Raw genomic sequence first — 12,914 nt, 5'->3', positions numbered from 1 at the left:
GAAAGAAAGGGATTGTGATGGGGGCTCTTCACTTCATTTCCACCGGGCGGCAAACAGCCGACGAATTCGCGGCCATTTGTGCGCGTATCCATCCGTATGCGGATGCCATTCACATTCGCGAGAAAGAAAAAACGGCGCGCGAAGTGGCCGAGTTTGTCACCGCGCTGCTTTACACCGGGGTGCCGCCGCAAAAAATCATCGTCAATGACCGTGTTGACGTCGCGGCCGTCTTCGGTGTCGGCGGGGTGCAGATCGCGTATCACAGCTTGCCGGTGCGTGCCGTCCGCCGTTCGTTTCCGGACTTGACAGTCGGCTGTTCCGTGCACAGCCTGACGGAGGCGAAGCAGGCGGAAGAGGACGGCGCTCACTTTTGCCTGTACGGCCATATGTTTCCGACTGCCAGCAAGCCTGGATTGCCGCCGCGCAGCATCGATTCGTTGCGGGAGATGGCCGCGTCCGTCTGCATCCCGGTTATTGCGATCGGCGGCATTCATGCCGGCAACGCCTGCCGGGTGATGGAGGCCGGTGCCGCGGGAGTGGCGGTGTTATCGGCTGTCTTTTTAGCGCCTGATCCGGTTGTGGAAGCAAGACGTTTGGCGCAAATCGTGAAAGGGGAGAGGAAAAATGGGGGCACATTATGATGTCGTCGTTGTCGGCGGTGGGGTGATCGGGGCGGCGACAGCTTTTGAGCTCGCCAAACGGCGGCACCGCGTGGCGATTTTCGAAAAAGGAACAATGACCGGCGAAGCGTCAAGCGCGGCGGCCGGTATGCTGGGGGCGCAATCGGAGTTCGCCGCGCCGAGTCCGCTCATCCCGCTCGCCCTGCAAAGCCGGGCGCTCGTGCCGGCGCTCGCTGCGGAATTGCGGGAGAGAACCGGTATTGACATCGGACTTGTCGAAAAAGGAATGCTCAAAGTTGCGACGAATGCGGAAGAAGCGGAGGAGTTGCACCACCATTATACATTTTGGAAGGAAATGGGTGAGACAGTTCACTGGCTGGCGACAGAAGAAGCGCTTAAGCTGGAGCCGCGTCTTGCGGGCGAGGCGCTGGCCGGCGCCATGTACATTCCCGGAGACGGGCAAGTGAGCACCCCGGATTTGGCTGCCGCTCTTGTTTCAGCCGCTGTCTCCGCCGGTGCGCATTTGTATGAGCATACGGAAGTGTTTGACATTCGTTCGGATGTCGGCGGGCATACCGTGGAAACAGCGAGCGGAACGTTCGCCGCTGCCGCTGTCGTGATCGCCTCGGGCGCCTGGGCGGCGCGTCTGGGGGCCGCGCTCGAGCTGCCGCTTTTTGTATTCCCGGTCAAGGGGGAATGCATCATGGTGCGTACGCCAACCCCGCTCGTGCAAATGACGGTGTTTGCGAAAAATGGCTGTTACATCGTGCCGAAGCGCGGCAACCGGCTGCTGATCGGTGCGACGTCCACGCCGGGGACGTACGACCGGCGCGTGTCAATCGCGGGGGTGATGAGCCTGCTTCGCCGTGCCGCCCGTCTGCTTCCAGATGTCGAACAGGCAGAATGGGTGAAGGCATGGAGCGGCATCCGACCGCAAACGAAAGACGGTTTGCCCTATATCGGCGAGCATCCAAAGCGGCGCGGGATATTTGTCGCTGCCGGCCATTACCGGAACGGCATTTTGCTTAGCCCGCTCACCGGCCGGCTGCTTGCCGACCTAGTAGAGCGGAAAGAGCCGGCGTTTGACTTGTCACCGTTTTCATTAACGCGTCACGCGGAAGAAAAGGTGGGGGTTGAATGAATTTAGTCATTAATGGCGAGAACGTTGCCGTGCCGGATGAAGTGAAAACGGTCAGCGATTTGCTCGCCCATTTTCGACTTGATCAAAAGCTGGCCATTGTCGAAGTCAATGTTCGCATTATTCAAAAGCATGAATACGCGGTGACGGCGTTGGCGGATGGCGACCGAGTCGAAATTGTTCATTTTGTAGGAGGCGGTTGAAATGCTGAAAATTGGTCCGTATGAATTCTCTTCGCGGTTGTTGCTCGGGACGGGCAAATATCCGAGCCTTGAGGTGCAAAAAGAAGCGGTGGAAGCATCCGGCGCAGAAATTTTGACCTTTGCCGTCCGGCGAATGAACATTTTTGCGCCGGAGCAGCCGAATTTTTTAGAGCAGCTTGATTTAAGCCGATATAAGCTTCTGCCCAATACCGCCGGGGCGAAAACGGCTGAGGAAGCGGTCCGCATCGCCCGACTGGCCAAAGCATCGGGGCTATGTGATATGATTAAGGTAGAAGTGATCGGCTGCGACAAAACGCTTCTTCCCGACCCGGTTGAGACGTTAAAAGCAGCGGAAATGCTGCTGGAAGAAGGGTTTATCGTCTTGCCGTACACGTCTGATGACGTCGTGCTCGCCAAGCGCTTGCAAGAGCTTGGCTGCCATGCCGTCATGCCGGGGGCATCGCCGATCGGGTCCGGGCAAGGCATCCTTAACCCGCTCAATTTGAGCTTTATCATCGAGCAAGCGACCGTGCCGGTGATCGTCGATGCCGGCATCGGCGGGCCGGCCGATGCGGCGCTGGCGATGGAGCTTGGTGCGGATGGGGTGCTGTTGAATACGGCCGTGTCCGGCGCAGCTGATCCCGTAAAAATGGCAAAAGCGATGAAGCTGGCGGTGGAAGCGGGACGGCTCGGTTATGAAGCCGGGCGCATCCCGAAAAAACGATACGCGTCAGCAAGCAGCCCAACGGAAGGAATGAGTGTTGTTTGAATGAACGGTATTCCCGGCAACAACTATTTGCGCCGATTGGCGAGGAAGGGCAAAAGAAAATACGGGAAAAGCACGTCGTCTTAATCGGCGCCGGAGCGCTCGGCACAGGAAACGCCGAAGCGCTCGTGCGCGCCGGCATTGGCAAACTGACGATCATTGACCGCGATTATGTCGAATGGAGCAACTTGCAGCGCCAACAGCTTTACAGCGAAGTGGATGCGAAAGAGCGGCTGCCGAAGGCGATCGCGGCCAAGCGGCGGCTCGAGCGAATCAACAGCGAGGTCAAGATCGACGCGATAGTCGGTGAGGCTGACGCCGAACAGTTGGAATCATTGGCTGTCGAACAGCGGCCCGACCTATTGATCGATGCGACGGACAACTTCGATGCGCGCATGATCATCAATGATGTTGCCTACAAATATGGCATTCCGTGGATTTACGGCGCCTGCGTCGGCAGCTATGGATTAAGTTACGCGTTTATTCCCGGACGTACCCCATGTTTATATTGCTTGCTTGAAACGGTGCCGCAAGGGGGATTGACATGCGACACGGCCGGCATTATCAGTCCGGCAGTGCAGATGGTCGTCAGTTACCAAGTGGCTGAGGCGTTGAAAGTTTTAGTCGAGGACTGGGCCGCGCTGCGCGGCAAGCTCGTTTCGTTTGATCTTTGGACGAATGAATACGCAGCGATTCGCATTGACGCGGTCAAAAGAGACGACTGTCCGACGTGCGGACATCGTCCATCTTATCCGTTTCTTTCTTATGAACATCAGACGAAGACCGCTGTGCTGTGCGGGCGCGACTCGGTGCAAATTCGCCCGTCTTCCCGGCGCCAGTACGATGTAAACGAATTGGCATCTCTTTTTCGCCGCCAAGGGCTCCGGGCCGAAGCGAATCCGTATCTCGTCTCCGTATCGCTCGGCGCCAAGCGGCTTGTCGTATTCGCCGACGGGCGCGCGCTTGTGCACGGCACAAAGGATGTGAACGAGGCGAAAACGATTTATTACCGTTATTTAGGATGAAAACGGGGACCTCTTTTTTTGAGTCCCTGTTTTTTTCAGTCACAAAACTGTCAAAAAGCCGTCTTGTTTTCCCTGTTTTTCCCGCTATCCATATAGTACGATGAAGGTAAGAAGGCAAAGGGAGGGGAGATGGATGGATGAGTGGTCCGTCACGTTGAACATCGCCTCGTTGGTAGTGCTTGTCTACTTTATTGGCTCCTGCTGGATCGAATCGTAAAACGCGCCGGCGCACCTCGGCGCGTTTTTTGAGGTGGATTTATGGTAATATATGGAAAGTAATTCCTCCCGCTATAGTCAGCTGGCGAAAAATTTGTTATATTTAAGGTAAGGAACGGAAACAGCTGCCGATAGCCGCGCAGCCTCATTCCGCCCGATGCCGAAAGTTTTGCTTCAGCAGGCATGTTTTGGGAAAGGAATGGATATGAATAACATAGTCATGGTCCGATAGGAGTGTGAAGATTCGTTGGAAGAGTGGCCGTTAAGGTTGTTCGGTTGGTTTTTCCTTTTCTTGCTCGCGAACGCATTGTTTGCATCGGCTGAGGCGGCGTTTTCATCCGCCAGCAAAGCCCGGTTAAAACACTACGCGGAAGAGCATTCAAACAACAAGCGGCTTCAAGCAGTGGTCGGGCATCTTGACCGTGCATTGTTAGCGCTTGCTATGGCCAGCCGTCTAACAGGCATCATCGCGGTGGCGCTATTTATCGAGATCGCTGCTTCTCTGCTTGGGGAGCAGACCGGTTTATTTGTCGCCATTGCGGTCATGACCGTTTTGTCTGTCGTCTTCGGTGAAATTTTGCCAAAATCGATGGCGAAAGAGTACGCGGAGCCGCTCGCCATCCGGTATGCCGGCCTGGCCTATGGGCTGATGAAGCTCATGGTGCCGATTACGGCATTGTTTCAAGCCCTGAAAGAGCGTATGACCCGGCGATTCGCCAACGGGGCTGCCGTGCCGGCCGTCACGGAGGAAGATATTAAGGTGATGGTCGAGCTGAGCGAAGAAGAAGGGGTTATCGACAACAAGGAAAAAGAGCTGATTCAACGTTCGCTCGATTTTGATGAAATTTTAGTCGGAGAAATTTTTACGCCGCGCGCCGATATGGTGGCGGTCGAGGTCAACCAGCCGATTGAAGAGATTCGCGATGTATTTTTGGAGGAAAAATATTCCCGAATCCCGGTCTATGAAGGGGATATTGACAACGTAATCGGCATTTTGTCGGAAAGTGACTTTTTCAGCGAACTTGTCCAAAAGCGTGACGTGTGCGTCCGCGAGCTGTTGCGCCAGCCGCTGTTTGTCGTCGAATCGATGAAAGTGTCCGATTTGCTGCCGGAGCTGCAAAAAAGCAAAGTGCATATGGCGATCGTTGTTGACGAGTTCGGCGGCACGGCCGGCTTGATTACGCTTGAGGATATTCTTGAGCAAATCGTCGGCGAAATATGGGATGAGCATGATGAAGCGGTAAAAACCGTGCGTCAAATCGATGAACATAGTTTTGAATTCAGCGCTGAACTGCCGCTTGACGAATTTTGCGAAGTGATGAACATCGACGTGCCGGAAAGTGAATCGCATACGTTGGGCGGCTGGATTTTTGAAATGTTTGAGCGCATTCCGGCGGTCGGCGAAACGTTGCAATACGGCCCGCTGACGTTGACCGTCCGCCAAGTCGACAACCGTCGCATCCGCAAAGTGCTTGTTTCCTTGAGCCAGCAACCGCTCGCCGAGCAGGCGGGGGGCGTCTAGGCGCTTTCGGACCGCATGAATATAGAAGAGCCCCAGGCTGACTGCCTGGGGCTTTTGCCATCTATTATGAAGTTGTCTGTCAACCGGTTATTGAATGTTGCCGAATTGGCCGCCGAGTTGTTGTTGAGCCATCGCTACAAGGCGTTTGGTAATTTCCCCGCCGACCGAACCGTTTGCGCGCGAAGTCGTGTCAGCGCCAAGGTTTACACCAAATTCTTGGGCGATTTCGTACTTCATTTGGTCGATCGCTTGTTGGGCACCAGCGACGAGCAGTTGGTTATTGTTGTTGTTGCGTGCCATAGTTGATCATCTCCCCTTAGAAATTTTGATGGCTGGGTTGGCTGGATTTGCACCAGCGCTGCACGCGAAGAAGCGTGCTGCCAAGCTTGGCTGAACCCAACGGCCCACCTGCTTTTGCGTTCGCCAGCGGAAGTGTTTTGGCATGCGTCCTGTTTCGCTGGCGGTACTCATAGTTTGGAACGTTTTTTGCCCGTTATTCACTGCGATAATATGGTAATTTTTTACGTTTTATCGACGCCGTCATTAGGAAATATGTAAAAGTAAGAGGCATCTTAGAGGAGGAAGCAGCATGAATGTGTGTCCACTTTGCAACGGGCTGCGCCGGGTGACAGTGTATTGCAGCTATTGCCGGCAGCCGATGGAAGACCAAGGGAAAGTGACGGATTATTTCGATGACTACAGTCCGTACATGGATGCGGATGTGATGAAGCTTGCTGACGGTTACCCGCACACATATCGAAACCATGAATGCGTCCATCTGTTCTATTGCCCGCACTGCCGGGAGGAGGAGGTGCGGTTCATTAAAGAATAGGCTCTAGCGATGCGCTAGAGCCGAATAAGTCTATATACAAACAATGGGGGGGAGCTTACTTCTCATCCGCCGCCCGGATGCGCCGCTCCGTCTCGACGTCGAAGAAATGCGCTTTGTTCAAGTCAAACGCAAGGTCGATGCGGTGGCCCGGCTTGATTTCCGTGCGGGCGTCAATGCGGGCGACAAACTCCTGGCCGCCGATGTTTGAATAAATCATCGATTCGGCGCCAAGCAGCTCAGCGACTTCAACATGCGCGGTAATTTTTGTCATTGGCGATGCCTCCAAGAAGAGCGGCTCATCATGAATGTCTTCCGGACGGATGCCCAAAATGACTTCCTTGCCGACGTACCCTTGGCTGCGCAGCACTTTCATTTTCCCTTCTGGCACGCCGAATGTCGTCTGGCCGACGACAAACTTGCCGTCTTGCAGCGTTCCTCTAATAAAGTTCATCGCTGGCGAGCCGATAAAGCCGCCGACGAAGATGTTTTCCGGTTTCTCATACACTTCGCGCGGCGTTCCGACTTGCTGGATGACGCCGTCTTTCATGACGACGAGGCGGGTGGCCATCGTCATCGCTTCCGTTTGGTCATGGGTGACGTAAATCGTTGTCGTTTCAAGACGCTGATGGAGTTTGGCGATTTCCGAGCGCATTTGCACGCGTAATTTGGCGTCCAAGTTTGAAAGCGGTTCGTCCATTAAAAACACTTTCGCATCGCGGACGATGGCGCGTCCCAATGCTACGCGCTGCCGCTGTCCGCCGGAGAGCGCCTTCGGTTTGCGGTCCAAATATTGCTCAAGGCCGAGAATGCGAGCTGCTTCACGGACGCGTTTCTCGATTTCCGCTTTCGGGAACTTGCGCAGTTTTAAGCCGAACGCCATGTTATCATAGACGCTCATATGCGGATAAAGGGCGTAGTTTTGGAATACCATGGCAATATCGCGGTCTTTGGGCGGTACATCGTTCACTCGTTTTCCATCGATGTAGAGATCGCCTTTAGAAATTTCCTCCAGGCCTGCAATCATCCGCAATGTTGTCGACTTGCCGCAGCCGGACGGACCGACAAAGACGATGAATTCCTTATCTTGAATATGTAAGTTAAAATCTTTTACAGCCGTGACATTGTTATCGTAAATCTTATACACATGATCCAACACGAGTTCCGCCATCACGAATCCCCCTTTATTGAAATCGTTTTCTCACACTCATATTATATAGATGAATGTGAATATTCGTGAATAGACAAGGTGCACAAAAAAAGTCGCCCGTTTTCGGCAACATGACGGGGAAGCGTCCGCTGCTACGCACGGCGTTGGTGCAAAATAGCCAAATAGGCAGCCGCGGCGCCTTTAAACCGCTTGATGTCAATGCCGGTTTGCTCGGCCCATTTGTCGATCCGATATTGCAAGCTATTGCGGTGCATATATAGTTTTTTCGCCGCCATGGAGACGTTTAAATTGCACTCTAAAAATGTTTCCATGGCGCGCACTTCCTCTTCGCCCAGCCCATCGAGAAACGATAAAATTTGCCCTGTCTTGCCGTCGTCTGCTGCGCTTTCAAGGAGTGGAAGCGGAATGACGTCCTCCCATTCGTACACCGTCTGTTTCGGCCAAAAGCGCCGGGCGGCGGCAAAACATTGCTGCTCGAGAAGGAACGACTCGTACAGCTCCCCGTTCACCGGGCGAACGGGGCCGATCAGCAAATGCATCGTCGCATAAAAATCGGCGGCGAGCGCATCCGCCATTTCGGCCAGCAAGAGCGGCTCGGCCGTCCGTTTTTGTTTGGCCTCAATCAGCAGCCCGCGCTTGTCTTCATTCCAAACGATCAGCACCCGCGAGGCAAATAGGTTGTGGATCGTTTCGGCAAATTCCTGTTTGTTGGCGATCGGGCGATTGACGAGAAAATGAATGAACCGGCAGTATGGGGCAGAGAGCATCGCAGGAGCGTCGGGGCGGCCGGTGGCCATCCATTGTTTCCACGCCCGTTCTTCTTCGCTTTCCGGCTCCCGCCGGCGGTTGGCTGGGGTCAATAACAGCGCCAACAGCTGCCGCTCTCGTTCCGTCAACCGCTCTTTGGCGATGCCCACCTCATCGCCCCCGGCGGTGTAAAACCATTCGTACGCCTCGGGATCGGCCGGTTGACCGTTGATGATAATGTCCCCTTTATAAAGTGATTCGAGCTCTTTTAACATCACGGCGCCCCCTTTTCTACCTTTTTTCATTCATTATAACAGAAAGGCCGATTTTCCTGGTGGACAGGAAAATCGGCTCCGTTTACTCGCCGGCGTCGTATGGCGGTTCTTCTTTGACCAGGTCGCGCGCTTCTTCGATGTTGACCTCATCACCGCGGCCGTGCACGACGCCGCCAGCCATCCCTTCATTAATCATGCGGTCAATATCCATGTAATATTCATCGCGCCCCTCATATAAGGCGTCTTGGCGCCCCGCTTCGTTCCGCTCCATGGTTTCGCTCCTTCCTCATCGTTTTTTCCTAGTTTGTCCGAAACAGGCATAGACTATCCGCTTCGCTCATATGGATGAAAGAGGACTGGCAAGAAGGAGGGTGTAAGGGATTTTGTCGAAAAATATTTTTTGGACATCCCTGAGGAGCCGAAAAGCCTTGATAAATCAACATTTCTAGAGGGAGGGAAATAGGGTGGTTGCTGTGATCAAACAATTGCTGGAAACGACCGCTGCGGCTGAAGAAAAAGCTCGTCAGTTGGCAGCGCTTGAAGAAGACGGGCAAACATGGGAAACGTATTTCGCCGAGGTTCAGCGACAACGTCAACTTTGGCAGTATGTTCACCATTTGATGACCGGTGCAGGCTGGGGTGAGAGAAAGAAACAGCAAGAAGCGGCCAGCACTGGCCGCTTCGAGTTGCTGCAAGCGCTGACCGCCGATGAGTGGAAAAAAGCGAAGCTGTGCCGACAAGTAAGTCAGCGTTTAAGCGGAGCCGTCCGGCAGGCGGCAGACGGTGTGCTGCAGCAGGCACTTCGTTATAGCAAAGAATTTTTTGCTATGGCGCAAGATGAGCTAGTTCGGCAAACAGTCGATTGAGCCGCTGAAGCCGACGTGCTTCAATATCCGGCTCGTCAAAAGCCATCGGTTTGGCGTTTATTTCATAAATGTAAAGCTCCTGCTGTTTTCCGACGCCGATGTCGGCAGAAAATTCGCCGACAAGGCCGAACTGCTCGTTGAGGCGTTCGCCGCTCCAGGCGATGAGGCGCTCGAGCGCCTGTTCATCAATGCGGCTTTGAATTTCCGAATACGGAAGGATCGTTCCGCCGTGAAATACATGGGTTGTCAACGACCGAGGGCCGGCGAGGCGGACGCCGACGCCGGTGATCGTATGGCGATGGCGCTGCCAGTGGGCGAGCACGCGCAAATCGTAACGGCGCCCGTTCCATGTGTCCGTACAGGCGGCTGCTTGAACAATATAACGATGGGATTGGACAAGCGGCTCTAGCTCGTCGAGCGACCTTACCCGTTTTTGGCCGCGGGGGGATTCGCATATGGCTCCCGCCCCAGGCGAGGCGGTGAGACGGAGCAATCCGCTCCCCCTTGCCCCGTCGTCTCGTTTCAAGTAAATACAGCCGTATTGATGGAGCCAAGAGTGAATATCAGCCAACGAACGGACCGGCGCCGTTGGCAGCAGGTGAGGCCAAAGACGGCGGTCCGTCTGCAGCGCGCGGCAAACGTCCGATTTGCGGAAAAAAGAGCGGTTGACGAGCGGGATGCCATGGGAGGCAAGCCGGGCGGCTGCTGTTTGAAACGGCTCACTTTGTTCTTCTTCCCGGCTTTTGACTCGGTTGTAGACGACGTCCGGCAACGGAGTGGACGATTCGACAAACCGTTCGAGCGCCGGGGCGAATACATAACCGGAGACCATATTCTCGCCAATGCCGGCCGCGGTGCTGACGATGGCGATGCCGCCATCAGCATGAAGCGAGCGGATGACGGTCTCCACCCATGGTTTCCTTCCGCCAAGCAAAGCCGAAATGGATGATTCGCTCACCAATATGCCGACAAGCGGCCCGACCCGCCCGTTTTGCTCGTTGACCGCAAAGGTAAGATCGGGGAGGGAGGCGGCGGCAAGCTCGCCGCGGCCGAACCGATAGAAGCCGTCCGGCCGCCTGCTCACCCATTCATTGGCGTCGCGCCGGTAACCGATCGTGATCATAGTCCAAACGCCTCTGGATCGATGATGGCCGTTTTGCTTAGATGGACCGCATAGGCAAGCGGCAGCAGCGCCGTCCGCTCATCAGCCTCCTTGAGGCCCGGGTGTTTAAAGATGGAGCGCCCCGGTTTGGAATTGGCTTCAAACATCCAAATGTTTCCCTGCTCATCTACCCCAAAATCAAAACCGATTTCGCCAATTAACGTGTCTGATGTTTCATCGAGGCAACGGCTAAGTGTCAAGGCGGCGTCGCGGAGGCGGGCGAGCACCGTTTCGCGCTTGGCGGTGTTTGGAAAAATTTCTTCCAATGTTTTGACCATGCCGCCGCTGTTCATATGGGTCGTAATGCTTCGCCGCCCGGCTATTTTGGCGGCGACGGCGCTTACTTGCCATTGGCCGTTTTCATTTTTGTTCGTATGGACGCGGAAATCTGTCGGCCGTCCGTTGATGGTGATGAGCGGGACGGCTTGCTGAATGACGTAACGATGAAGCGGGGCGTGGGTGAGCAAATGATGCCATAGCGCCATGGCGGTCGGAAACAGCGTTGTTTTCGTTTCGCCGTGTTCGTCACGAAAGCGGCATTCGTATGCATCCTTTTTTTTCACCAAATGGTAAATGCCGCGCCCGAGGCTGCCATCAGCCGGTTTCACATACGCTCCCGTATATCGGTTGAGAAACTGTTCGATCGTCTGCCGCGTGACATAGGCGGAGGTTTCCGGCAAATATGGACGTGCGTCGCGATGGACGGCAAGCCGGCGGTACACCTCCCATTTATTGAAAAAGCGTCCGTTGAACACTGGAATGCCATAGGCGGTCTGCAGCGTTTTCGTCACGGTTTGGAACATGTCGTCATTTTCAATGCGCCGGTTCGGCAGGCGGTTGTAAATCACCGTCGGCAACGGAACCGTATGCCGTTCCCAACCGCGTTCCGTGTAAAAATAGCCGTTGACCGTTCCATGCTCCCAGTCGATATGAGGAAGGCCAAACAAGAAGGCGAACCCGCCGACTTGTTTTTCTTGCGCTAACAGTTTGGCGAAGAAAAAACTGCGCCCTCCGACCGGACGATGGGGCGACTTGGTAAATCCAGCAGTGAAAACGCCGACGAGCGGTCCGATATGGACGGCTTCGTCAGTCAAAAACACGTGCACCTTAGCGGCAAACGGGATCAACAGACGCTGGGCGACATCGCCGGCGACGATGATGCTGTCGGACGGTCCGGAAGATGAGATGATCGTGCATGGAGCGAGGAAGCTGCCAAAGGCAACGGCTGTTCGTCCGTCCGCTTTCAGTGAGGAGGGAAGGATAACTGTATTGGACTCGTTGTCATCAATGACCAATGGATAGATCATCGGTTGGCCACCTCGCTCGCCAAAAACCGGCAATACTGAAGCGGCGCTTCGTAAATATCGTTTTGCTGCTCTGGCGGAAGAAGGCTGATGATTTTCCTTCCCGGCTTGGAATTGACGTCCAAAATCCAAACCGCTCCGTTGTCAGCAACGCCGAGATCCAGACCGATTTCAAACAGCGGACCGAGTTCATTGTCCATATAAGCCGGCAACGTACGGATGATCGTGTCAATGCCATCCAGCACTAAGATGCGTTTCGAAGAAGGAAGGTGGTCGAACCAGTCAGCGAACGGGCTCATGTCTGCACCAGCACGGAGATTGGCCACCCACGTTCCAGGGCGTCCGATGCGCACAGCCCGCACCCGTTCAACCCAGCGTCCGGTTTCATCTTTTTGCAGCAAAAAACGAAGGTCGAACGGTTCTCTTGCCTCGGTGGAGAGGGAGAGAAGCGGTTGAAGCGCATAGCCGTCCCGGCGCTGCAAGGAAGCGACGAATTGTTCAAGTTCGTTTCGGCGGGTGATCACGGCCCGCTCTTGGCCGCACCCGTCTTGAACGGACAATGTCTTCCCTTTCTTCTGGATAATATAAATGCCGCGTCCGCCAGAGCCGTGCACCGGTTTGGCGACGATGGCTTGTTCATGGCGAAGGAGATCAAGCACGTGATCGGCGCGCTCAAGACGGACGGTCGGCGGCACATATGCCGACAACAGCGGATGGGCGGAAAGCGTCTCATAGACGCTCCACTTGCCGGGCAGGCCATAGCCTAAAAACGTGACATCCGGGCGTTGCTTCAGCCAATGCATAATCGGTTTCGCTTTTTTGGAACGGTCGTCGTGGCCGTAAAAGCAACGGTCGTACAAAAACGGCGGAATGGGAAAGACGGCATCGGTCCATTCTCCACTTTTGTCATCAAAGACGACACCGCGGACATTTTCCGTTCGCGGGTCGATCGCTAGCGGCGAAAAACGGTATATGGAAATGCCATACTGATTGGCGCGGCGGGCTACTTCGGTGCAGTACGCGCTTTCCTGTTGCTCATCAAGGGTGACAAAACCGAGTGAAATCAATGT

15 protein-coding genes are annotated in these 12,914 nt (G+C 54.9%); 8 read left to right on the top strand and 7 right to left on the bottom strand.

Features of this window, described 5'->3' with window-relative positions; all coding sequences use genetic code 11:
* Positions 1-17: 17 nt before the first annotated feature.
* From tenI to NSS88_RS05655, 6 genes are all read left to right on the top strand, one after another.
* Positions 18-641 (top strand): thiazole tautomerase TenI, encoded by a 624-nt coding sequence (tenI, locus tag NSS88_RS05680; RefSeq protein ID WP_341083528.1) that lies wholly within the window; start codon positions 18-20, stop codon positions 639-641.
* Positions 625-1,761, top strand: coding sequence for a glycine oxidase ThiO (gene thiO / locus NSS88_RS05675; RefSeq protein WP_341083526.1), 1,137 nt, complete (start codon positions 625-627; stop codon positions 1,759-1,761). The genes tenI and thiO overlap by 17 nt, the downstream gene beginning before the upstream one ends.
* Positions 1,758-1,961, top strand: a complete 204-nt coding sequence (thiS, locus tag NSS88_RS05670) for a sulfur carrier protein ThiS (protein ID WP_033011052.1) — start codon at positions 1,758-1,760, stop codon at positions 1,959-1,961. Before thiO ends, thiS begins: the two co-directional genes overlap by 4 nt.
* Position 1,962: 1 nt before the next feature.
* Positions 1,963-2,730 carry a thiazole synthase gene (locus tag NSS88_RS05665; protein WP_033013859.1) on the top strand — a complete coding sequence of 256 codons (768 nt, stop codon included), beginning with the start codon at positions 1,963-1,965 and terminating at the stop codon, positions 2,728-2,730.
* The gene (locus NSS88_RS05660; protein WP_033013858.1) at positions 2,727-3,752 is read left to right on the top strand and encodes a thiazole biosynthesis adenylyltransferase ThiF; all 1,026 of its coding nucleotides are present in this window, start codon (positions 2,727-2,729) and stop codon (positions 3,750-3,752) included. Before NSS88_RS05665 ends, NSS88_RS05660 begins: the two co-directional genes overlap by 4 nt.
* 463 nt (positions 3,753-4,215) lie before the next feature.
* Positions 4,216-5,490 (top strand): hemolysin family protein, encoded by a 1,275-nt coding sequence (locus NSS88_RS05655; RefSeq protein ID WP_049624768.1) that lies wholly within the window; start codon positions 4,216-4,218, stop codon positions 5,488-5,490.
* 87 nt (positions 5,491-5,577) lie between these two features.
* Here NSS88_RS05655 and NSS88_RS05650 read toward each other — a convergent pair whose 3' ends face one another.
* On the bottom strand, positions 5,578-5,790 hold the full coding sequence (locus NSS88_RS05650; protein WP_011230133.1) for an alpha/beta-type small acid-soluble spore protein: 213 nt from the start codon (positions 5,788-5,790) through the stop codon (positions 5,578-5,580).
* A gap of 289 nt (positions 5,791-6,079) precedes the next feature.
* On the opposite strand from NSS88_RS05650, the gene NSS88_RS05645 reads away from it, so the two are divergent.
* Positions 6,080-6,322, top strand: a complete 243-nt coding sequence (locus NSS88_RS05645) for a hypothetical protein (RefSeq protein ID WP_033013856.1) — start codon at positions 6,080-6,082, stop codon at positions 6,320-6,322.
* A gap of 55 nt (positions 6,323-6,377) precedes the next feature.
* Here NSS88_RS05645 and NSS88_RS05640 read toward each other — a convergent pair whose 3' ends face one another.
* The 3 genes from NSS88_RS05640 to NSS88_RS05630 all read right to left on the bottom strand — a co-directional run bounded on the left by NSS88_RS05640 (position 6,378) and on the right by NSS88_RS05630 (position 8,783).
* On the bottom strand, positions 6,378-7,490 hold the full coding sequence (locus NSS88_RS05640; protein WP_033013855.1) for an ABC transporter ATP-binding protein: 1,113 nt from the start codon (positions 7,488-7,490) through the stop codon (positions 6,378-6,380).
* A gap of 131 nt (positions 7,491-7,621) precedes the next feature.
* Complete coding sequence (locus tag NSS88_RS05635) at positions 7,622-8,512, bottom strand: PucR family transcriptional regulator (RefSeq protein WP_033011061.1); 891 nt, start codon at positions 8,510-8,512, stop codon at positions 7,622-7,624.
* A gap of 82 nt (positions 8,513-8,594) precedes the next feature.
* Positions 8,595-8,783, bottom strand: a complete 189-nt coding sequence (locus NSS88_RS05630; protein ID WP_033011064.1) for a hypothetical protein — start codon at positions 8,781-8,783, stop codon at positions 8,595-8,597.
* A gap of 193 nt (positions 8,784-8,976) precedes the next feature.
* Between NSS88_RS05630 and NSS88_RS05625 the strand changes: the two genes are divergently transcribed.
* Positions 8,977-9,378 carry a hypothetical protein gene (locus tag NSS88_RS05625; protein ID WP_033013854.1) on the top strand — a complete coding sequence of 134 codons (402 nt, stop codon included), beginning with the start codon at positions 8,977-8,979 and terminating at the stop codon, positions 9,376-9,378.
* Here the strand turns inward: NSS88_RS05625 and NSS88_RS05620 are convergent.
* Genes NSS88_RS05620 through NSS88_RS05610 form a run of 3 tightly spaced genes read right to left on the bottom strand, consistent with a single transcriptional unit; the run spans position 9,338 to position 12,911 of the window.
* Positions 9,338-10,501: a YheC/YheD family endospore coat-associated protein gene (locus NSS88_RS05620; protein ID WP_033013853.1), complete on the bottom strand. Its 1,164-nt coding sequence runs from the start codon at positions 10,499-10,501 to the stop codon at positions 9,338-9,340. The genes NSS88_RS05625 and NSS88_RS05620 overlap by 41 nt on opposite strands.
* Complete coding sequence (locus tag NSS88_RS05615) at positions 10,498-11,847, bottom strand: YheC/YheD family endospore coat-associated protein (RefSeq protein ID WP_033013852.1); 1,350 nt, start codon at positions 11,845-11,847, stop codon at positions 10,498-10,500. Before NSS88_RS05615 ends, NSS88_RS05620 begins: the two co-directional genes overlap by 4 nt.
* Entirely contained in the window at positions 11,844-12,911 is a 1,068-nt protein-coding gene (locus tag NSS88_RS05610) for a YheC/YheD family endospore coat-associated protein (RefSeq protein ID WP_033013851.1), read from the bottom strand. The genes NSS88_RS05615 and NSS88_RS05610 overlap by 4 nt, the downstream gene beginning before the upstream one ends.
* Positions 12,912-12,914 lie beyond the last annotated feature (3 nt).

The organism is Geobacillus sp. FSL W8-1251 (assembly GCF_038005945.1).
GTDB classification, from domain to species: domain Bacteria; phylum Bacillota; class Bacilli; order Bacillales; family Anoxybacillaceae; genus Geobacillus; species Geobacillus stearothermophilus.
The sequence above is the reverse complement of the archived record's forward strand: the minus strand, read 5'-3'. Positions and strand labels throughout refer to the sequence as shown.